Origin of the sequence: Tunicatimonas pelagia, from assembly GCF_030506325.1 — a bacterium.
GTDB classification, from domain to species: domain Bacteria; phylum Bacteroidota; class Bacteroidia; order Cytophagales; family Cyclobacteriaceae; genus Tunicatimonas; species Tunicatimonas pelagia.
On record NZ_CP120683.1, the window covers coordinates 1,447,991 to 1,468,531 of the forward strand.

16 protein-coding genes and 2 tRNA genes are annotated in these 20,541 nt (G+C 43.7%); 10 read left to right on the forward strand and 8 right to left on the reverse strand.

The window, feature by feature from the left end; translation table 11 throughout:
• The first annotated feature begins 41 nt into the window (after nt 1-41).
• Entirely contained in the window at nt 42-845 is an 804-nt protein-coding gene (locus P0M28_RS06045; RefSeq protein WP_302208748.1) for an FRG domain-containing protein, read from the forward strand.
• A gap of 130 nt (nt 846-975) precedes the next feature.
• Here the strand turns inward: P0M28_RS06045 and gap are convergent, their stop codons facing one another.
• Nucleotides 976-1,968 (reverse strand): type I glyceraldehyde-3-phosphate dehydrogenase, encoded by a 993-nt coding sequence (gene gap / locus P0M28_RS06050; protein ID WP_302208749.1) that lies wholly within the window; start codon nt 1,966-1,968, stop codon nt 976-978.
• Nucleotides 1,969-2,203: 235 nt separating this feature from the next.
• Between gap and P0M28_RS06055 the strand changes: the two genes are divergently transcribed.
• The 4 genes from P0M28_RS06055 to ypfJ all read left to right on the forward strand — a co-directional run bounded on the left by P0M28_RS06055 (nt 2,204) and on the right by ypfJ (nt 5,696).
• Nucleotides 2,204-2,275 (forward strand) — tRNA-Glu (locus P0M28_RS06055).
• Nucleotides 2,276-2,315: 40 nt separating this feature from the next.
• Nucleotides 2,316-2,387 (forward strand) — tRNA-Glu (locus P0M28_RS06060).
• Between the two features lie 223 nt (nt 2,388-2,610).
• Nucleotides 2,611-4,698, forward strand: coding sequence for a sensor histidine kinase (locus tag P0M28_RS06065; protein WP_302208750.1), 2,088 nt, complete (start codon nt 2,611-2,613; stop codon nt 4,696-4,698).
• A gap of 140 nt (nt 4,699-4,838) precedes the next feature.
• On the forward strand, nt 4,839-5,696 hold the full coding sequence (gene ypfJ / locus P0M28_RS06070) for a KPN_02809 family neutral zinc metallopeptidase (protein WP_302208751.1): 858 nt from the start codon (nt 4,839-4,841) through the stop codon (nt 5,694-5,696).
• 15 nt (nt 5,697-5,711) lie between these two features.
• On the opposite strand, the gene P0M28_RS06075 is transcribed toward ypfJ, so the two are convergent.
• On the reverse strand, nt 5,712-6,098 hold the full coding sequence (locus tag P0M28_RS06075; protein WP_302208752.1) for a response regulator: 387 nt from the start codon (nt 6,096-6,098) through the stop codon (nt 5,712-5,714).
• A 330-nt stretch (nt 6,099-6,428) separates the two neighbouring features.
• On the opposite strand from P0M28_RS06075, the gene P0M28_RS06080 reads away from it, so the two are divergent.
• The 4 genes from P0M28_RS06080 (at nt 6,429) to P0M28_RS06095 (ending at nt 9,307) form a co-directional block, all read left to right on the forward strand.
• Nucleotides 6,429-7,796 (forward strand): TrpB-like pyridoxal phosphate-dependent enzyme, encoded by a 1,368-nt coding sequence (locus P0M28_RS06080; RefSeq protein ID WP_302208753.1) that lies wholly within the window; start codon nt 6,429-6,431, stop codon nt 7,794-7,796.
• Between the two features lie 69 nt (nt 7,797-7,865).
• On the forward strand, nt 7,866-8,306 hold the full coding sequence (locus P0M28_RS06085; protein ID WP_302208754.1) for a MarR family winged helix-turn-helix transcriptional regulator: 441 nt from the start codon (nt 7,866-7,868) through the stop codon (nt 8,304-8,306).
• Between the two features lie 54 nt (nt 8,307-8,360).
• On the forward strand, nt 8,361-8,792 hold the full coding sequence (locus P0M28_RS06090) for a nuclear transport factor 2 family protein (RefSeq protein ID WP_302208755.1): 432 nt from the start codon (nt 8,361-8,363) through the stop codon (nt 8,790-8,792).
• 8 nt (nt 8,793-8,800) lie between these two features.
• Entirely contained in the window at nt 8,801-9,307 is a 507-nt protein-coding gene (locus P0M28_RS06095) for a DOMON domain-containing protein (protein WP_302208756.1), read from the forward strand.
• 5 nt (nt 9,308-9,312) lie between these two features.
• Here P0M28_RS06095 and P0M28_RS06100 read toward each other — a convergent pair whose 3' ends face one another.
• The 6 genes from P0M28_RS06100 to P0M28_RS06125 all read right to left on the reverse strand — a co-directional run bounded on the left by P0M28_RS06100 (nt 9,313) and on the right by P0M28_RS06125 (nt 18,110).
• Nucleotides 9,313-9,903: a hypothetical protein gene (locus P0M28_RS06100; protein ID WP_302208758.1), complete on the reverse strand. Its 591-nt coding sequence runs from the start codon at nt 9,901-9,903 to the stop codon at nt 9,313-9,315.
• Between the two features lie 122 nt (nt 9,904-10,025).
• The gene (locus P0M28_RS06105; protein WP_302208759.1) at nt 10,026-10,880 is read right to left on the reverse strand and encodes a polysaccharide deacetylase family protein; all 855 of its coding nucleotides are present in this window, start codon (nt 10,878-10,880) and stop codon (nt 10,026-10,028) included.
• A 234-nt stretch (nt 10,881-11,114) separates the two neighbouring features.
• On the reverse strand, nt 11,115-12,707 hold the full coding sequence (locus P0M28_RS06110; protein WP_302208760.1) for a RagB/SusD family nutrient uptake outer membrane protein: 1,593 nt from the start codon (nt 12,705-12,707) through the stop codon (nt 11,115-11,117).
• Nucleotides 12,708-12,718: 11 nt separating this feature from the next.
• The gene (locus P0M28_RS06115) at nt 12,719-16,294 is read right to left on the reverse strand and encodes a SusC/RagA family TonB-linked outer membrane protein (RefSeq protein WP_302208762.1); all 3,576 of its coding nucleotides are present in this window, start codon (nt 16,292-16,294) and stop codon (nt 12,719-12,721) included.
• A 50-nt stretch (nt 16,295-16,344) separates the two neighbouring features.
• Nucleotides 16,345-17,367, reverse strand: a complete 1,023-nt coding sequence (locus P0M28_RS06120) for a FecR family protein (protein ID WP_302208763.1) — start codon at nt 17,365-17,367, stop codon at nt 16,345-16,347.
• A 116-nt stretch (nt 17,368-17,483) separates the two neighbouring features.
• A complete protein-coding gene (locus P0M28_RS06125) occupies nt 17,484-18,110 on the reverse strand; it encodes an RNA polymerase sigma factor (protein WP_302208764.1) in 627 nt (208 codons plus the stop codon).
• A 207-nt stretch (nt 18,111-18,317) separates the two neighbouring features.
• Here P0M28_RS06125 and P0M28_RS06130 point away from each other — a divergent pair, with 207 nt between their 5' ends.
• The gene (locus tag P0M28_RS06130; RefSeq protein WP_302208766.1) at nt 18,318-20,513 is read left to right on the forward strand and encodes a metallophosphoesterase family protein; all 2,196 of its coding nucleotides are present in this window, start codon (nt 18,318-18,320) and stop codon (nt 20,511-20,513) included.
• Nucleotides 20,514-20,541: the final 28 nt, after the last annotated feature.

The window sequence follows — 20,541 nt, forward strand, 5'->3', positions numbered from 1 at the left end:
CGGATACACATCATATCAGAATTAGAATAGAAAGAACACTTATGGCAACCTGGCCACATACCAAGATTGAGCGTTGGACTGATTTCACAAGATTTATTGATTCTATCAATACTGAGAGCAGCTACTTATCTCACTGGGCCTTTCGCGGCCAATCCAATTCTAGTTGGACCTTAAAACCCTCGATTTCGCGGCTACTCGAGAGTCATTGCATAGAACAAGAACTTGGCAATAAATTTGAACAAACAGTTTTTCGTGAGTTCATCTCAAAGGCACACCTCTACGAAGATTTTGGAGTTCGGCACTTTGAAAGTGGAAATACATTTGTCACCTTCACAATAATGCAACACTATGGTTGCCCAACCAGATTATTAGACTGGACAACTTCACCTTATATTGCATTGTACTTCGCAGTTAATAGCAGCTTTTCAAGTGACGGCGCTGTGTACCTATTTAACCAGACAGCTTTAAACGATGCGAATAAAAATGAAAGATTTGATAATGGAGATGAAATTTTCTCCAATGACGAAGAGAGTGATCATATTCAAACCTTCATGACAGCCTTTGCTACAAAAAGATTAAATTCTCAGCAAGGCATCTTTAGTATTGGTGCAAACATTGATAAAGACCACGAAGAGTTAATCTATAAGTCTCTAATCAACAAAAACACTATCGGACAATCATTTTTTGCTAAGCTAATAATTAACAAAAAGCTAAAAGTTGAATTTCTAGCAAAACTAAGAACTATGAATGTCCGAGCGGATCAATTGTATCCAGATATATACGGGTTCTCATCTTCTTTAAAAGACTTATTAGAAATCAGAGGTTGGGAAAAGAAACTGAGCTAATATTTTTTTTTGATTCTATTGAAGTCTCCAATTCTATCTTTTGCATAATAGCTCAAACCTTTCCACCAAGCAAAAAAATAGCAAGCCAGATTACTCCAGCCTGCTATTACAATTATTTACAAAATCGTTTTTACATCATTCCACCAACTTTGGCAATCAGGTCGGCTGAGCGAGCGGAGTAACCAGCTTCGTTGTCATACCAGCCCAAAATTTTCACCAAACTTCCGTTAGTATTAGTTGAGTCAGCATCAAAGATGCAAGAGTACGGGTTACCGATAATGTCCGAAGAAACTAGTGGGTCTTCAGTGTACTCCAAAATACCTTTCAGTGGGCCTTCCGCCGCTTCCTTCATAGCCGCGTTTACTTCTTCTTTGGTCGTTTCTTTACTTACTAAGCAAGTAAGGTCAGTTAATGAACCCGTAACAGTCGGTACGCGCACCGCGTTTCCATCCAGTTTACCTTTCAAATCAGGTAATACCAACCCTACCGCTTTCGCAGCTCCGGTAGTGGTCGGAACTATGTTGATGGCTGCGGCCCGAGCCCGACGTAAATCGCTGTGGGGCGCATCTTGCAAACGTTGGTCAGCGGTGTAAGCGTGAATAGTGGTAATAAAACCTTTCTCAATGGTAAACTTCTCATGAATGATCTTAGCCATTGGCGCTAAGCAGTTGGTAGTACAAGAAGCATTGGAAAGAATATCCGCTTCTCCTGTCAACGAATCATCATTTACGCCTAGTACTACGGTTTTAATGCCTCCTTTGGCAGGAGCGGAGATAATTACTTTCTTGGCTCCGGCAGTAAGGTGTTTACCTGCTCCGGCTTCGTCGCGGAATATTCCGGTAGACTCCAGTACAATGTCTACTTCATGCTTTGACCAAGGGAGTTTTTCCGGATCGCGCTCAGCGTACACTGAAATTCGCTTTCCATTTACCGTAAGTGATTCACCATCGGCAGTTACTTCACCGGGGAAGCGACCGTGGGCTGAATCGTACTTAAGTAGGTGAGCTAGGGTTTCGTTATCAGTTAGATCATTAATCGCTACCACTTCCACATCTTCGTTGTTCAGTAGGTTGCGGAAGGTTAGGCGTCCTATTCGTCCAAATCCGTTAATAGCAACTTTCATAGTTGATGGTTATTTAAATAAATGAATAATCGGGTAAATAAATTTTTGTGAAGTAACTTCGTTCAGAGCCTACAAAAAATTATACTAAGTTTGGGAAAACTTGTTGTCTCAATTGCGTGTTAGAGAAGCGAAATTAGGAAATAAAGCAGATATATGGCAGCGCATCGCAAATTTTGTCAGTTTTTTTGATAATCTAAGAAGCTCCTTCTATATTTGCACTCTCAAAAAATTAGCTGCTCCGTTCGTCTAGGGGTTAGGACGCCAGGTTTTCATCCTGGTAACAGGGGTTCGATTCCCCTACGGAGTACTATTTTATTGTTTAACTTTCCCACTGCTTGCACAGTGACGCTCCGTTCGTCTAGGGGTTAGGACGCCAGGTTTTCATCCTGGTAACAGGGGTTCGATTCCCCTACGGAGTACCTTTCTTTTTCCCTTCCACCTTCGGGTGGGAGGGTTTTTTATTTTAGAAAAAATCGGCATTTCTTACGTATGTAATAGCTCACCCTATTGCACACCCTCACCTTCTATCAAACCAAATAGTTATTCATAACTTTGTTTACCCCCAATCAGCAACTATGATTAGCTTTGAATAGTAAGGTGCCCTTTAACTGGAGTCTTCTATGGTGGCGAAAGCCAGCGATAATGCTTATTGTAGTATTATCAACAGTATACACTTCTTCAGCCGTTCCTACGCTAGATATTGCTTATTACCGTGATACTACCAATCAGCTAACCCTTCAAGAAATAACGGACACTTCCTTTGCTCCTCATTTTCAGACAGCCTCGTCACCCCAGCTTAATTTTGGCATGTCTCCCGACACTTATTGGATGAGAATTAAAATCAGGAGTAGTGATACAGAGGTAAGATCATGGTACATAACGATAGGTTACCCACTATTAGATACAATATATTTCTATCAATCTACCCCCCAAGGGGTTGAACTGCTATATTCAGCGGGTGATAAGTTAATATCTGACCAGATTATTGATTACCGTCAACCACTGTTTCCGATTACACTCAGTGATTCATTACCAAATACCTATTATCTTAAAGTACGAACCCAAGGCACTACCCAAATCCCTCTTAAAATACACGCTCAAGACGACATGCTCTCTACCATAGTTCGCTCGGAGCTACTTGAGGGCCTCTTCTATGGTGCTATGCTACTGATGGTAATGTACAATTTATTTTTGTTCGCATCTTTACGAGAAAAAAGTTATCTGTTCTATTGCCTATTCGTAGCTGGTAATACCTTCGTTCTAGCAAACCTTCAGGGACAACTAACTATCCACTTTTTTCAACCAAGTGAGTGGTACGATCATTTTTCTGTTTCCAGCTTTTTTTTCACTGTTTTCTGGGCCTTGGTGTTTGGTATATCTTTTTTACAGGTTCGCCGATATGCCCCCCAAATGTATATTGCTTTGCTTGTATCGGTAATTATTAGTGGTATAGGTTTCCTGGCATCCTATATCTTACCGTATTACCTAAGCGCTAGATTAATTGTAGGTTTAGTCGCATTTACCCCATTGGTTTTATGGTGGACGGGCGTAACCGCTTGGAGAAATGGTAATACTTCCGCTCGCTTCTTCGTATTTGCCTGGTCACTGTATCTGCTAGCAGTCATATTTATTAGCTTTAGAAATTTAGGGTTGATTGACGATCAAGTTCACTTAGAAAATATTATTCAAATAGGAGCTGTAACGGAGGCGCTTCTCCTTTCTATAGCTTTAGCCGATAAAATAAACCTATTCCGGGCTGAGAAAATTGATGCCCAGCAAAGAGCACTACAAGTATCGTTAGAAAATGAGCAAATTATACGGAATCAGAATCAGGTACTAGAAGACCGCATTCAGGAGCGTACCAGCGAAATACTAGAACAAAACGAAGAGCTGCACCAGCAACAAGAAGTGATTGAAGAACTAAACCGACAGCTCGTTCTATACAGCGAGAACCTGGAAAATGAAGTATCAGCCCGAACAGTAGAGCTTACCAAAGCGAATAAGCGGTTAGTGCAGCAAAATAGCCGACTTGATCGATTTGCCTATATCGTTTCTCACAACTTACGTGGCCCAATTGCCCGAATACAGGGAATGATAACTATTTTAGATAAAAATAACCTTACTGCTTACAATCTTAACTGCTTCAGCCATTTAGAAAAAACTGCCGATAGGCTCGATGCAGTTATCAAAGACTTGAACCAAATTCTTATTTATAAAAACAGCACTGATTATCAGTCAGCACGCGTTCCACTTAGGGCAACGATAAAGAAAGTGCTGAAAGAGATGCAAGCTACGCTCGTTGAGGAGAAAGTAACGGTTCATAACAACGTAGGCTCAACAATTGCGGTCTTGGCTATTGAGTCATACCTCAAGAAGGTAGTTGAACAACTGCTTAGCAATGCCATACAATACCGCTCAGAAGAAAGGCCGATTGAGATTGAGTTCGATGCTTACCCCCAAGGTAACCAAATTGTATTTTGTATCTCAGATAACGGTATGGGTATCGATTTGGAGAAACACCAAGACAAAGTTTTTGGTTTGTATCAGCAGTTTCACCTTCAGCAAGAAGGACGAGGTGTTGGATTATATCTAGCCAAAACCCAAATTGAAACGATGGGTGGACAAATTGGGGTGAGCAGCACCGTTGGGGAAGGAACTATTTTTAGAATACACCTAGATACATCTACCTCGAACCAGGAGGTAGCTCAGGAAGAACGTTCTGATTTCTGAATCGATAAGACTGCTTCCAGGTTATAACTTTATTGTGTTTACAGAGCTTTTATTGATAGTTTGGCTTAAAAAATAGTCTGTATTACGCTATCTTTAGTCAAACAATACACACTTTACTAACCTACTAAACTTTTTGAACTATGCGCTGGCAAGGCAGAAGACAAAGCACGAATGTTGAAGACCGACGAGGCAGTCGGGGAGCAGGAAAGAGAGTCGCCATCGGTGGTGGTCTGGGGACTGTTATTTTGTTAGTAATCGCTCTGCTCTTCGGCGGCGATTTTACTGATTTACTTCAGGTAGACGCGGGCGGAAGTATGCCCACCTCACAGACTACTACTTCTACCAGTCCGGAAGAAGATCAATTAGCTGAATTTGTAAAGGTGGTGCTAGCCGATACCGAAGATGTCTGGAACAAACTTTTTCAGCAGCAAGGACAGCATTATCAGGAACCTGTACTTGTGTTGTTTACCGGACAAGTGCAGTCTGCTTGCGGCTTTGCCCAAGCCGCAACTGGCCCATTTTATTGTCCAGCGGATAATAAAGTATACATCGATTTAAGTTTTCAGCAAACGCTAAGTCAGCGGCTAGGTGCCCACGGCGATTTTGCCATGGCTTACGTAATTGCTCACGAAGTGGGACATCACATTCAGAACCTGCTGGGTATTAGTCGTCAGGTACAATCGCAGCGAGGTCGGATTAGCCAAGCGGAGTATAATCGCTTGTCAGTGAAACTAGAGTTACAGGCTGATTTTCTGGCCGGAGTTTGGGCGCACCACGCCGACCGTATGTTTGATATTCTTGAGCAAGGCGATATTGAAGAAGCTCTCCGCGCAGCAAATGCGATTGGCGATGATCGCTTGCAAAAACAGTCCCAGGGCTACGTAGTACCCGATGCTTTCACCCACGGTACTTCCGAGCAACGGATGCGCTGGTTCCGCAGGGGCTACGAAACCGGTGACCTGTCGCAGGGCGATACTTTTGAGGCTGAGGTGTTGTGAAAATTTTTCTTTGAACTACGGCTCAGCCGATAGAAAGTCCATTAATTTCTTTCTTGACAGCGGTTTGCTGATAAATTCACTAACACTCGCCCGCTCCAAGGCTTCGCGTTGGTCTTTTTCTCGCACCGAACTGGTAAGTACAACAATTTTTGTGTTTAGTTGACGGTAGTTAATCTCTTTTTCAAAAATTCTCAGAAACTCAATGCCGTTCAGATCAGGCATGTTAAGATCCAGCAAAATGTACCGAGGAAATGAGTCAGGATGAGAAGCTTGCTCTTTTAACCACTGTAACGCTTTGTTTGGGTCATTTTCTGTAACAAACTGATCTACGTAAGGCGTTTTCTCGACCAATAACCGATAGATCTCCAGCGTATCATTATCATCATCGATCATCAGTACCATACTTTAGGTCAGATTAGAGAGCGAATTTAATCGTTAGGTATATAGTGGCATGTTAGCTTTTTTTTGACTATTGTCTCAATTTATTAGTATAATTTTTATCTGAAGAGCTTTCCAGATATTGGCTAACCACCGTGAATAATTATACCAATCGTTAACACAATTGTTCTACATTGCATGTAAAATATCCGCTAGGTAGCTATGTTAGTTACATTCGCTTGGTCTGGCAATGTTTTAGATCCCTCGGCATCCCTACCCTAAATTATAGTGTTTTGGGTTCCTGAAAACTTCGTATTTTAGGGATTCAAGTAATACTGTAAACCATTAATCTACATGACCAAGCAAAGAAAAATCTCTCTATCGGAAGCAGAAATGCCAGAAAGCTGGTACAATATTGTGGCCGATATGCCGAACAAACCGCTGCCTCCACTACATCCTCAGACCCAAGAACCCATTGGCCCGGATGCCTTAGCTCCCCTATTTCCGATGGGGTTAATGCAGCAAGAAGTTACTCCCGAAAAATGGGTAGCCATTCCCGATGAGGTGCGGCATCTGTATTCTTTGTGGCGACCTACTCCTCTTTACCGAGCTTACGGTTTAGAAAAAGTACTAGATACTCCCGCTAAAATTTACTACAAGTACGAAGGAACTAGCCCATCAGGTTCGCATAAGCCAAATACGGCTATTGCCCAAGCGTACTACAATAAGCAGGAAGGGGTAAAGCGTATTACCACTGAAACCGGAGCTGGCCAATGGGGCAGTGCACTTAGCTTTGCCTGTCAACACTTTGGTATTGAGTGCGAAGTGTATATGGTGAAAATAAGTTATCACCAAAAGCCCTATCGCAAGTTGATGATGAATACCTGGGGAGCTAGTGTCATTGCTTCGCCTAGCAATAAAACCCAGGCCGGGCAAAAAGTATTAGCCAATGATCCCGACTCACCAGGTAGCTTAGGTACTGCTATTTCGGAAGCGGTAGAACGCGCCGCTACCGATGAGCATACCAAGTATGCGCTGGGTAGTGTGCTGAACCACGTACTAATGCACCAAACCATTATTGGTCAGGAAGCCGTTCTTCAGATGGAGAAAGCGGGAGATTTGCCCGATGTGGTAGTGGCACCATTTGGCGGCGGTTCTAACTTTGCTGGTATTGCGTTTCCGTTTTTGCGCTATAACCTAGAAGAAGGCAAAAATATCCGCTGTATCGCCAGCGAACCTGCTTCTTGCCCTAAATTAACGAAAGGAATTTTCCGCTACGACTTCGGCGATACCATCGGGATGACTCCGCTCCTACCGATGTATACGCTGGGCCATAATTTTGTACCTGCTCCTATTCACGCGGGTGGTTTGCGCTACCACGGTGCGGGAGTGGTGGTTAGCCAACTACTGAAAGATCAGTTGATTGAAGCGCGATCGCATCAGCAGTTAGAGTGCTTTGAGGCAGGAATTCAGTTCGCTCGAGCCGAAGGCATTATTCCCGCCCCAGAAGCCAATCATGCTATTGCTACCGTTATTGCCGAAGCTGAGCAAGCAAAGAGGGAAGGTAAGTCTAAAATCATATTGTTCAACCTTTGCGGCCACGGTAATTTTGATATGTCTGCCTATGAAGCTTATTTATCGGGCAAATTAACGGAACACGAGCTTACCGATCAGGAAATTCAGCAGGCTATTTCAGGGATTGACACTCCCGAGATTGCTTAAATAATACTAAGCTAGTTACAAGCCACCGTGAGCGGTGGCTTTTTTCTTTAACCAATAACTAACCTAACAATGGAGGATGAATCTCTCGATGAAATCTACTATTTTCTAATGGAGCGATTAATGCGTAAAGCCCGCGAGGTCACTAAGCTTCGGTTTGCCGAATTTGGTAATCCAGTTACGGTGGATCAGTGGATCATTATCAAGAAAATTGCCGAAAAAGAAGGTATTAGTCAACGGGAAGTTTCTGATGAAACTTTTAAAGAACCAGCCGCAATCACTCGTTCATTAGATATTTTGGATAAGAAGGCACTGATTGAAAGAAGAGCGGTAAAAGGCGACCGCCGTAAATACCAGTTGTACCTTACTTCTGGAGGGAAAAAGCTTTACCAGCAACTTCTCCCTGCGGTTATTGACATCCGCCAGACTGGATTACGAGATCTGAGCGAAAATGATAGAACAATGCTAAAAGAATTTCTTCGAAAAATTTATCACAATCTAGAAACTTATTAAAATTTTTACGTATAATTGATATATCAATAGTATATATATCAAATTAAAATCACTATGAATTTACTAATTGCACTAGCACTTGGATTATTAAGCACAACAGAACGCCTCTCACTAATAACTTCCTCCGACCAGGAAGCAGTAGAAGAATGCGTAACCCGATTTGTAAAAGGGGCCGATCAGCAAGATTTGGAAAAGATAGACGCAGCCCTACACAATCACTTTCGGGTAATGCTCCACTCTGACGACAGTGAGGTCCAACTGATTGATAAAAACGCGTATCTAACCCTTATTAAAGAAGAGAAGATTGGTGGTACGCCACGTACATTTAGCATTGAACAAATAGATGTGTACGGCGCAAAGACGGCTAAGATTAAAGCGAAACTTAGCAGTGGAGAAATGAATTTTTACAGCTACTACTCGCTAATTAAAGTGAATGGTAACTGGAAAATAGTTCAAGATTTAGTCCATATAACCACCTCTAACTAGCTTCTATTATGCTCTCATTACTCTTCTTCCTTCAGGGTTTACTTGGTTGGTCAGTCAACCCAGAATTAGCAGCCACTAATAATCCGGTTACAGTAAGCAACATTACTTTTCAGTACCGTTTGCACGCCGACTCGCTGGAAATACAAGTAAGTGCCCCTACTCACGGTTGGGTAGCAGTAGGCTTTCACAATGATGCGAAACTAATTGGCAATGATTTATTGATGTTTTCAGTCATAGATGGAATGGTAGTCTACCAAGAATACATACGCAATTGGAACGATCACCCGGAAGACACAGCCCTCGGGGGAGAAAATAGCATTGATGTTATCGGTTATCTAGAAGATGAGACAAGCACCACGGTAAAATTTAAAATCCCGATTAATTCTGGCGATTCGTTTGATACAATTCACCAACCTAATCGGGATTTTTATCTATTACTAGCCTACTCCGTAGAAGATGACTTCAATCATCATTCTATGGTGCGAAAGCAGATTCCCTATCGATTTATTCCCTAAGAATCTTATTGAGTAGACCGTTTCGGCAGTGGGTTTTCTAATTGAACCGGTTCGGTAGATAAACCGTAGATTTTGGCTACTTCGTAGTAATCGTCGTAGTTAATATCAGTACGCGCATTCGGAGATGCTTCGGAAGGAATCACTACAATTCGCACTACCTCGCCATTGTATACATCCAATTCTGGATCTAAGGTAAATCCTGCCTCAGCGAAAAATAATACGTCGCCCCCCGTAAAATCGTAGCTAATCTGCAGTAAACCCGCATCAGTAAAAAAACTAACGGGCATTGGTCGCCAAACATCAATCAATCCACCATCGGTAGCTTCAGCTTGCTCCCACAGCAGAAACCCTAATACTACATCAGTAGGTAAAATCTCATCCTCAATTGGAAACTCAAAGCCTGCTTGCCAATCGTTCCCGGCATTGAGATCAATAACTCTATCGTAGGTTATCCCCAACAGGCCAGGCTCGCCCGGAGGCCCTTGGGGACCGTCAAATCCACGAGGGCCAACTGGTCCAGGAACATCACTTTCGATACTACAACCGGCTAATAATAGTAATCCTAAAACGTAAGTGAAAATATGATGAGATCGCATAGTATAATTATTTATTGTGATGAATAATTATAACTATGGCAAAAAGAGTGCCTTAATGACCACTCATTTAGGGATTAAAGCAAATATCATCCCTCTTTTGATGCTGTAATCAAAAGATAATACTACTTCTTGAGGTCAGCGTAATCAATAAGTTCAATGCCAAGACGATCAATCGTTTTCTTTACTTCGCTGTTAGTTAGCAGGTCAGTAACCCCCTGACGATCAGCAGCTACATTAGTGTAACCGGTGTGATATACAGCTTGTACTTCGGGGGTATTGTAGGCCGGATGATCTACAAACATATATGTGCCCGATGTTAAGCTTTCCAGCATTGCAATAAAGCTGCTAATTTTTTCTTCGGTCGTTTCTTTTGATCCCTGATAGCGAGCCGGTTTCACCTCCAAATCTTCGGGGAAGATAGCTAATCCGTACTCTTCCGTTAGTTTCCTAACTAATACCTCTACCTGTTCGTCCATGTTGGTGCAACCCATATGCCCGGTTACGTGGGTAAGCTGGGGAATTTCTCGTTTAGCTAGTTCAATTTGAGCTCGGAATTCCTGTTCAATTTCTTCCAGTTTCCAATCTTGGGCGTGAAGTGCCTGATCTTCCCCGTAATTATCATTCGGCCAAATCATCGGATAAAAGTAACCATAGTCATCCGTCAGGCTTGGTGCCAAAGTCAGAGGTTTCCACTTGATATTTTCCCACTCGCTGGTAAGGGTTAAATGAACTCCTACATCCAGGTCAGGGTATTCTTGGAGCATTTTTACCGCCTCGGAAAACCAGGGCGTAGGCACCATCACTTCTACTGAGGTAGTAATACCATTCTTGTAGGTTTTGATAATCGCCTCATTAGCCGCATGGGTAAAGCCCATATCGTCGCTACGAACGATAAGTTGGATTGACTGGGCAGAGCTAGAAAAAGCAAGCAATACAAAGCTCCCTACTATACAAATGGCTTGAGAGAAATAGGTCATACAAATAAGATTGTACCAATATTAACTGATTTGTGCGCTCTCTTAGTAAGACCCTCAGAAAAAATCCCCCTAACTCCCTTTAAAAAAGGGGAATGGATTCAATGCATGTCTATTAGAAGCGCAATACTGACTCGATATTGGTATTAGTCAATAGGTAATGTGTATAGTAAGGTAATTACAAAAAAAGCCACTGCAAAAAATCTACAGCGGCTCTCTATACATCAAATTTTACATCTAATAACCATCGTTTTGGCTTAGATTAGCGTTATTATCAAGTTCCCGTTGGGGAATGGGTTTGAGTAAGTTACGTTCGCCCCAATTCTGATTAGCTAACGCATTACCAAAATCTACGTCGGTAGGAATATTGATAATTCCGGCTCGGTGCCAGCGCACTAAATCATCGTAGCGGTGTACTTCCAGTGCCAATTCTACTCGGCGCTCATGGCGTAGCCACTCGTGCATTTGATCGGCACTGGCCGAAGCCGGACGGTCGGGAAGCAAATCGGCTGGGGCGGTTCCTTCGTAGACAATTTCGTAGTTGTTGCGGGCCCGCTCCCGTACTTGGTTAATCAGTTCAGCCGCCCGGGCTACGTTACCATTGCCCAACAATTCCGCTTCGGCAAGTAAAAGCAGTACATCAGAGTAGCGAATAACCCGCTCGTTATTGGTGGAAATATTAGGCGGAAACCCTTCAGCAGCAAACGGACGAACATATTTAGCGGGAGTAGATCCGGTTACTGACCAAGTAGCCCGGAATACTGTATCAGCATACTGATCACCTTCCTGATAAAAAGTATGAAAGATACGGGGATCATTCGGCTCGAACTCATTCCGTAACGAGCTAGTAATGTGTACTCTACCGTACCCAAACTGGTTACCCCCCGGTGCACACTCTCCTTGATTACAACCCGCCGCCGTAAAGATTTTCCGACCCGTTCCGGCAGCCCCTTCATTAGATACATGGTCGGCTGGTAGCCAAGGGTTAAAGTCGCCCCGGGTCATCTGTATTTCAAAAATGGATTCAGCGTTATTTTCAGCATCCTCACTAAAGTTGTCGCCGTAGTCATCCATTAAGCTATATTGTCCGCCATTTACTACGGCTTGTAAGTTCGTAGCCGCATCCTGATACTTACCGGTTTCACCTAGCCACTGGGCGCGGTAAATTTGGGCTTTTCCCAGCAAAGCCGAAGCAGCGTAGCGAGTGGCTCGCCCGGTGTTATCATCGTTCCAGCTTTCGGGCAGGTTCTCGGCGGCGAAAGCCAAGTCAGCCTCTATGAGATCCCACGCTTCCCTCACCTGGGAGTTTCCTACTCGGGTATCTTCTATGGTAGTAAGCACTTTATCAATTACCGGAACCTCACCAAAATTACGAGCTAGAATAAAATAGAAATAGGCTCGGATAAACCTAGCTTCTCCCTCGAAGCGTGCTTTGTTGGATTCATCAGAAAAGCCATTAGCATTTCCCAACTGATCGATTACCACATTAGCACGCATCACCCCTTTATAACTCTCATCCCACACATTACGGAAGTTGCCATTGGTGGAAAGCCAGTTAAACTCCTCTATATCATTGTTACCTAGCGCATTACGAACATCGTCGTCGGGGTACATAATCGGCTGGAACCATCCTCCCCCATTCTGGTCGTAGTACAGGTTTAAGATGGTAGAATAAGGAGCTAAGGATGCAGCCTCGAAATCTTCTTCGTTATTATAGAAATTTTCGGAGTTGAGTTCACCAATGGGTGATAGATCTAGCTGATCGTTACAGGTAGCGAAGGCTAACATACAAGCTAAGCCAATCGGAATAGACTTTATATACATTCTCATAATCTTATTAATTAAAATCTGGCTTGAACACCTAGTTGGAACATTCTGGTTTGGGGGATATTCCCTCGATCAGTACCCGCCTCAAGTTGACTTCCGGTATTATCCGCCCGGGCATTAAATACTTCAGGATCAGGTCCGGTGTAGGGGGTAATAGTTAATAAATTAGTGGCGGTAACGTAAAAGCGTAAGTTAATTTTATCAGTTACAGTCTCCGGTAAAGTATACCCTAACTGAATATTTCTTAGACGAAGGAAGTCACCATCCTCAATCCACCGATCTGAAAAGCGGTTATTATCATTAGGGTCAGTAGCAACAGCCCGGGGCATGTCGTTACTGGTGTTGGGACCAGTCCAACGGTTCTGGGTAGTGGCTTGCTCAGCGCGAATACCTCCGGTCATTGATTCGGCATCCCTTCTAAACTGGTTGTATAGTTGCACACCTTCTACGCCCTGAAACAGAATTGATAAATCGAAATTTCTGAACCCGGCATTAATATTTAGCCCGTAGAAGAAATCGGGGATTGTTTTACCCAGGTAGGCGCGGTCGTTAGGGTCAATTACACCATCAGATTCGCCCGAGAATAGCTGCCCTTCGGGGGCATCTTCGGAAGCCGGTCCATTAGTATCTACAAAGCGAATATCTCCCGGCTGGGCTCCCTGCGAATTTACATCTTCCAAAGCGTTGGCCGCCTCAGCATCATTTTGGTACAATCCATCCGTTTTGTATCCGTAGAAATAACCAATTGGGAAGCCTACTGCGGTGCGGTAGCCCTCACCTTGAGTGAACTCGCTAATACCGTCGGTTATGCTAACTAACTCATTATTAATAGTAGTTAAGTTACCGCTTACTCCAAGACTAAATCCATTATTAAATACTGTATTGTAGCCTAATTCCAGTTCAATTCCAGTATTTCGTACTTCACCCACGTTGGCTGGGGCATTATTAAACCCAGAAATACGGGGTAAAGGCAAATTAATTAGGAAATCTTTGGTAGTACGCTGATAGTAAGTAGCTAATAAGCTAAGCTTGTCATTGAAGAAGGATACATCAATCCCGGCATCCAAGGTCTCTACCGTTTCCCAAATAATACTTTCATTTACAAAGTTGATTGGTGCCGGGGCCTGAAGGGTATTGTTACCTCCTAAGCCGTAGTCAGGATTAGCCGAAATTCGGAAAATATGCGGGAATGATGTAGTGGCATCATTACCCAGTTGCCCCCAGCTTCCCCGGATTTTAAGGTCAGAAATAAAAGGCACGGTAAAAAAGTCTTCTTCACCTACCCGCCAAGCAGCCGAAAACGAAGGAAATGTACCCCACCGTCGGTTATCTTCCGGGGAGAAGCGGGAAGTACCATCGCGACGAACCGTAGCAGTGAACAAATACTTGTTGCGGAAATCGTAGCTCAATCGGCCAATGTAGCCAACAAACGAGTTTTCACTTGCCCCACCTCCTAAGTCGATAGCATCTTGTCCGTTAGCAACAATTTGGTAGAAGTCGGGGTCGGCACTCAAGAAGTTTTCGGCTCGTCCGCTTAACGATGTGCTGCTAATTTTCTGATACTCGATACCCGCTAAAACATTAATGCTGTGGTCACCGAACGTATTCTCGTAAGTAAGGGTGTTGGTAAAAATTTGACTTACGTTTTCGCTGCGACTATCCCTTCTTTCCTGAGCCCGCTCCAGTCCCATTTCCTGGGCGGTATGGCCTGGGTTCCACTGATCATCTCGTGCCAATATAAGGTCAACGGAAGCCTGGGATTTGAAGGTTAAGCCCGGTATCAGCATAACTTCAGCGAAGACACCGCCTAATAGTCGGGTGTCGCGTTTATAGTAATCCCTGATTTCGTTTAATCCATTCTGGTTACCAATGGTGCCCCCAGCTACATCCAGGTTACCCTCATAACCGTAGCGATTACCAGTTACCGAATTATCAGTATCAAATATTTCGTAAAAGGGAGGCATCTGAGCGGCATTTGCCAGTAGAAAACCATCGCCAGCACTATTCACCCCATGAAAAATATTCTGATGAGAAACGGTAAATGTCTGGCCGAACTTGACGCGGTCGTTTATCCGATAATCACCGTTGGCGCGGAATGAGAAGCGCTCTAAGTCCCACTTATTAACTACCGATTCTTGACCAAAGTAGCCCGCGGATACATAGTAGTTGAGGTTATCGTTCGCTCCGGATACCGATAGATTGTAGTTCTGGATGGGAGCGTTGTTGTTCGTGACATTATCAACCCAAGGGGAATTTATATCACGGTAGCGGCTACCTGGTAGCAAATCGGGGTGCAGCTCCAAAAAGTTTTCGCCTCCGGCCGCAAACCCATTTTGTACATTGTAATTATTCTGGGCGTCTTCTATCAGGGCTATTTGCGCGGCAGTGTTGTTCATGTTGTAGAGTTCGGGTAACTGCTGTACACCGTAGTAGCCATCAAAACTGATGGTAGGTTTACCAAGCTTGCCTCGCTTCGTGGTAATCAGTACAACTCCGTTAGCAGCTCTCACTCCGTATACTGCCGCTGCTGAAGCATCCTTCAGTACCGAAATGCTTTCAATATCATTGGGGTTAATGGTTGAGAGCGGGTTAGTAGTAGGATCACTAGAGTTGCTTCCTACAGGAACTCCGTCGATTACGAATAGCGGCTGGGTATTACCTACGGTACCTATACCACGAATTCGCACGGCAACCCCAGCACCGGGCGTACCGCTAGTGTTGGTAATTTGCACGCCCGATACCCGCCCCTGCAAAGCTTGATCGGCCGAGGCTACGGGCACTTTCTGAATTTCTTCTGCGTCTACCGTACCGATTGATTCAGTGAGTAATTTTCGGCTTTTTTCACCGTAACCAATCACCACAATCTCAGATAGCTGTTCTATACTAGGCGATAAGGCCAAATTGATGACGCTTTGGCCGCCAATGGTTACCTCCTTGGTTTCGTAGCCGATAGAAGAAAAAACTAATATTCGAGCATCGTCAGATATTGACAGGTTATAATTACCTTCGGCATCGGTGATTGTTCCAGTGCTGGTTCCTTTCACTACTATATTGACTCCCGGAATGGGGGAATTATCCGCGAGATCAGTAACACGCCCGGTTATTGGTCTATCCAGAGCGATTGGAGCTACCGCTTGGTTTATGCTTGTTTGGATTTGAAGCATGTTTTTAGTGGGGGAGGTAGAACCTTCCTGTTCGCTAACCTTCCTCCTGTCGAGTTTCTGAAGATCATAAGGCTTATCTTCAGTAATAAAGACCAGTTCTTTGCTGAGCTTTTCGTACTTTAAGCCTAGCGGAGCCAGCAGTTTAGTAAGTGACTCATCTAACGTAGCTGATTGATCCTTTTGATAACGCACATACTTATTACTAATAAGCTTGGCCGCGTAATTAAACCTAACTTGGTACCTCTCTTCGTGTTCTTTAAGCACTACTTTCAGTGCCTGCTGCTTTTCTCCTTGCGAGTAGTAGTTGGAGACGCTAAGAGAATTGTGGTTGAGTGCCACCTTTTGTGCTAACAAAGGGCTTTGTAACAATAGCCAAGTAGCTATCAGCATCAATGTTGGTCTCGGTTGGGATACAATTCTAATCATATTGTTGTTGTTATAGTAAGAATTTTCTACGAATTGATTTTTGACGGTATCTACTTCTTAGCAAAGCTCATTCTTTTGCCTTGCTGCTGTATTGCAAGATCAAACGACCTTTCTAGCATAGGAATTAGCATTTCTATTTCATCGGTCTTAATGTTTCCGGTAAAGCTGTAGTGCTTAATATCTTCCGTTTCAAAAGTGATGGTATAGCCATAGGCATCTTCCAAAATTTGGGCAATTTCCTCTATTGGCATCTCATCAAAAATCAGTTCATGATTTCGCCAAGCCGTGGGTATAGCCGGATTTACCTGCTGAATTTCCCACTCTTGTTTGCTAGCTGAGTAAGCCAGACGGTCACCAGGACTCATGGCAATAGGGGCGGTCTGCTGCTCCAATTGAGGAGTAACACTCACTTTACCAGTGTTCAGCACTACTTCTGAATACTCAGTCCGGTCTTTCACGTTAAATGTAGTGCCCAGCACTTCCACATCCATGTTTTGGCTATGCACTACAAAAGGGAGCCGAACATTACTACTGCTGTTGGCGAGCGGTATATGACGAACATCAAAAAACGCCTCTCCTTCTAACCAAACCTCCCGCACTTCGGTAGTATCCCAGTTTGAGGCAAAGTGAATCGATGAGTTTGCGTTTAAGGTCACCAACGACCCATCCGGTAACACAATCTCTTGGGTTTCTCCGTAAGCAGTACGGTAACTACTATTGGTACTGAAGTAATACCAAGAAAAAAGAACGCTGGCAGCTAGTAAAACTGCCACTGAGGCGGCTACTTTACTTCTAAGCTGATGGCTTAGTACCTTATGTTCTCGAGTGCTCTCTTCCAACACAGGCTTTACTTTTGCCCATACCTGCTGTTGTAATTCCGAAGGAGCAGTATCAGCTTTAAGATGTAAGTTTAGCAGTAGTTGCTTGGCCTGACTAACTGTATGCTTATGTTCCGGGTGGTTTCTAATCCATCGGCTCCAATGCTCATCGGCTTCGGGAGATGGATGCAATACCCAGCGTTGGAAGGATTCGTCGGCAGCTAGACTCTCTACCGATATTTTTTGGTTGGCCATAGTAGGTGCGTTCTACTATTACTAAGGCAGACTATTACATAATCTCGTCGGGTTCAGAAAACTTTTTTCTGTTTTTACAAAATGAGTAACAAAAAGAGGATTACATTACTATTTCTTTAAAAAAAGGAATGAGAATTAACGACAAAAAATAGTACAAGAGCCGAAGATGTTAACTCATTGTAATTGCCACTATCTTTAATATTTTTTCGCAAAGCTTTCAGTGCTTTGTACATATAATCGTACGCCTGAGCCGATGAGATACCCATCACTTCGCTGATTTCGGCGTAGGTTAACCCGTCGTAAAACTTTAGGTAGATCACTTCGCGTTGCTTCTCGGTTAATTGAGCCAAGGCTTGCTCCAGATGATTGAGCTGCTCAGCAGTATGCTGTTGCTGAATAAGGTGAGCTTCGTGCGATAAGCATACTAAGAAGGGAATTTGGATACTTGACTGCTCCGCCTTTTCTTTCTTTGCCAAGTTGCGTAGCAATGCCCGCCGAAAAGATTTATACAAGTAGTTTCTAATCTGATTAGTAGAACCCAACCGCTTTCGTCGCTGCCAAAGTTCGGTGAATAGCTGCTGAAGGGTATCGCCAATTATTGCATCATCACTGCTGAACTTGCGTCCGTAGTTGTAAAGGGGCTGAAAGTACGCTTGATAAATGTAGGCGAAAGCCGCCTGATTTCCACTTTTGAATGCATTCCAGGTTTTTGTATCATCAATATGGAGGAAGCGGCTTTGCAAAGAAAGTAGATTAAGGGTGCGACTTTAGATTAGGCGATCAAATCGAACCTAATAGTAACCATTATTAATAATATAGCAAAATATTCACTAAAAAGACGAATCCTATTTGAAGATATGTATCAGACTTACCCGTAAGTTGCACCAGTTACTAGTCAGAGCAGTACGGCATCTGATATAAACTCCGGTTATCATTTTTATATTCGCGCTATGGCTTTAGATGATTCATCTCGTCGCACCTTTTTACAACAAGTTAGTTTAGGCTCTTCTTTACTTCTTGGGAGTTGGCCTTCTGGTTCTAAACCGCTCTTCTCACCCAATGCTGAGTTGTATCCTACCCTCGCTTCTTTTCAGAACGAAGCCGGTGATTACCTAATTAACGTTAGCGTTCGGTGTAAGCAATTGCTGCCCAACGGTATCGCGGCCTCCCTAGAAGTTAGGAACGGCAGCATTCAGCAAGTCAAATCTTACTTTATGCCGATTCAGAATCAGCAATTTACGTCCAATAAGCTGTCTTGGCAAATACCCGGATTAACTGCTTACCCTTACGTAATGGTCTGCTGGATACGACCTGATGACCAGACTGAGCTACATATTCAAATCGATAGAAAAACGACTATTTCATTGCCCGAACTATTTGCTCAGCAAGGGCTAGAGTACGCTACTGATGCATTGGATGTATCAGTTGGTTTACTGGGGTCGCAGGAGATTGGTACTGTTGACCAGTCTTTTTTCAATGTTTCGCCTGCCAATAACCAGTTTCAATTTGCGGTAATGGCCGACCCGCAGGGAGGAGATGCCCAGGATATGACCAATGGTAGCATTACGCGGATGAAAATTCATAATGCGTTTATCGAGAACAGTGTCTCATTGGTTTCTTTGCTAAATGATCCGGCTTTTTGTCTGGTGCTGGGCGATATTGTAGATAGCCAGGGGCAGGAAACCAACTTTGAGCAGATGCTTACTTACTTTAAACAAGCAGATGTTCCTTGGCTATACAGTGTAGGTAATCACGAAACCAAGTATCGCCTCACCTTCGGAGCAGATTACGACTTATCAGGATTCAGTAGCTACTTAGCCGCCCAAAAGAAAATTAACGGGTTAAACAAATTGTTATACTCCTTTAATCTGGGCAAGTGGCACTTTGTTATTTGGCTCGACCCGCTACGAAAAAAATTTTGGGACACCCATCCTCACTACTTCGCTTGGTTAGAGCAAGATCTGGAGCAGCACCAAGATCGCCCTACTTTCTTTCTTCAGCACATTCCCGTCCATCCTATTGGCATCAATCCACTCATCAATTACGCTGAGTCGGTTGCGGTAAAACGTACTTTGCTAGCTATATTAGCTAAACATGGTAATGTAAAATATGTGCTAAGTGGCCACGTGCATATTCCGCTTAAAGCTTCGCTAAAAACAGCCGTTACTCACCGAGGTATGAATTTAATCAACCTGCCAGCCGCAGGATTTCGCCCTAGAGGGTTTGGTGAGGAAGATGTTACTGGCGGCCCGGTGCAGGGAATTGCTGTAGCAAATATTGATGGCGAAGAGGCTCAGGTAGCGTTCCATACCGTAACAGATGAAGTATACGACTACCCGAATATTTTCCGAAAATTCACCCCTGACAAGTACCCGCTCTGGCTGAACCATAAATGGGAATTAGAAGCAAGTGATAAAATTCAGAACGGTGATTTTTCGGAAGGATTAGAAAGCTGGCACCATCGGTTTGTGTACCAAGAAGATGAAAATCCGTCTAACATCTGTGAAGTCCGCCCCTGGCAAAACCAGTCGGCTTTATACCTGTTCTCCGCTAGTCGGGGCTACCGAGTACCGGGACAAGATCGTCTCCCGCAAACTGTTAACCGAATATGCCAGGCCATTTCATTAGGTATCGATCAGCGGCCAGCTCTATCGTTTCAGTACCAAGTAGATAATGAAAGTTCTAATCCCGAGGAGTGGACGGGGGCTTTTGTTTGGATAGAAGGCTTTGAAAAAGACCTGAAAAAGCTGAATCAGGTATACGCCGTAGGCAAAGCTTACGGTAATTTACGAGACAACCACCGGGAATTGAATCCACCACCTACTAACTATTTTAGTCTGCCGATAGCTTCTGAGACTAAGAGTGCCCAACTCAACATTGCCCAGAATTATGAAGAAAATCAGGAAGGTAGTTTTTCCTCGCTCAATCTGGATAGGCTGGTGATAAACTTAGGTATCTGGACTGCCAACGAAAAGCCCGATCAACGGATGGGTGTATACTTTACTAATTTTCATTTGAGTGAAAGTAGTAATGAGCGCTCTACCACTGCCTTAAACCCTGCGAATATTTGGCGAAAGGGAATTGACCACATTGCCGGAGAGCATATCAACGTAGAAGAACGCTACGTACCACCGGAACGAAGCTAAAGAAGCCGAGAAGGTACTTTGCTCAACG

Coding starts and splice junctions, on each gene's coding strand:
- P0M28_RS06045 (WP_302208748.1), top strand. CDS start 42: ATGGCAACCTGGCCACATACCAAGATTGAGCGTTGGACTGATTTCACA.
- gap (WP_302208749.1), bottom strand. CDS start 1,968: ATGAAAGTTGCTATTAACGGATTTGGACGAATAGGACGCCTAACCTTC.
- P0M28_RS06065 (WP_302208750.1), top strand. CDS start 2,611: ATGCTTATTGTAGTATTATCAACAGTATACACTTCTTCAGCCGTTCCT.
- ypfJ (WP_302208751.1), top strand. CDS start 4,839: ATGCGCTGGCAAGGCAGAAGACAAAGCACGAATGTTGAAGACCGACGA.
- P0M28_RS06075 (WP_302208752.1), bottom strand. CDS start 6,098: ATGGTACTGATGATCGATGATGATAATGATACGCTGGAGATCTATCGG.
- P0M28_RS06080 (WP_302208753.1), top strand. CDS start 6,429: ATGACCAAGCAAAGAAAAATCTCTCTATCGGAAGCAGAAATGCCAGAA.
- P0M28_RS06085 (WP_302208754.1), top strand. CDS start 7,866: ATGGAGGATGAATCTCTCGATGAAATCTACTATTTTCTAATGGAGCGA.
- P0M28_RS06090 (WP_302208755.1), top strand. CDS start 8,361: ATGAATTTACTAATTGCACTAGCACTTGGATTATTAAGCACAACAGAA.
- P0M28_RS06095 (WP_302208756.1), top strand. CDS start 8,801: ATGCTCTCATTACTCTTCTTCCTTCAGGGTTTACTTGGTTGGTCAGTC.
- P0M28_RS06100 (WP_302208758.1), bottom strand. CDS start 9,903: ATGCGATCTCATCATATTTTCACTTACGTTTTAGGATTACTATTATTA.
- P0M28_RS06105 (WP_302208759.1), bottom strand. CDS start 10,880: ATGACCTATTTCTCTCAAGCCATTTGTATAGTAGGGAGCTTTGTATTG.
- P0M28_RS06110 (WP_302208760.1), bottom strand. CDS start 12,707: ATGAGAATGTATATAAAGTCTATTCCGATTGGCTTAGCTTGTATGTTA.
- P0M28_RS06115 (WP_302208762.1), bottom strand. CDS start 16,294: ATGATTAGAATTGTATCCCAACCGAGACCAACATTGATGCTGATAGCT.
- P0M28_RS06120 (WP_302208763.1), bottom strand. CDS start 17,367: ATGGCCAACCAAAAAATATCGGTAGAGAGTCTAGCTGCCGACGAATCC.
- P0M28_RS06130 (WP_302208766.1), top strand. CDS start 18,318: ATGGCTTTAGATGATTCATCTCGTCGCACCTTTTTACAACAAGTTAGT.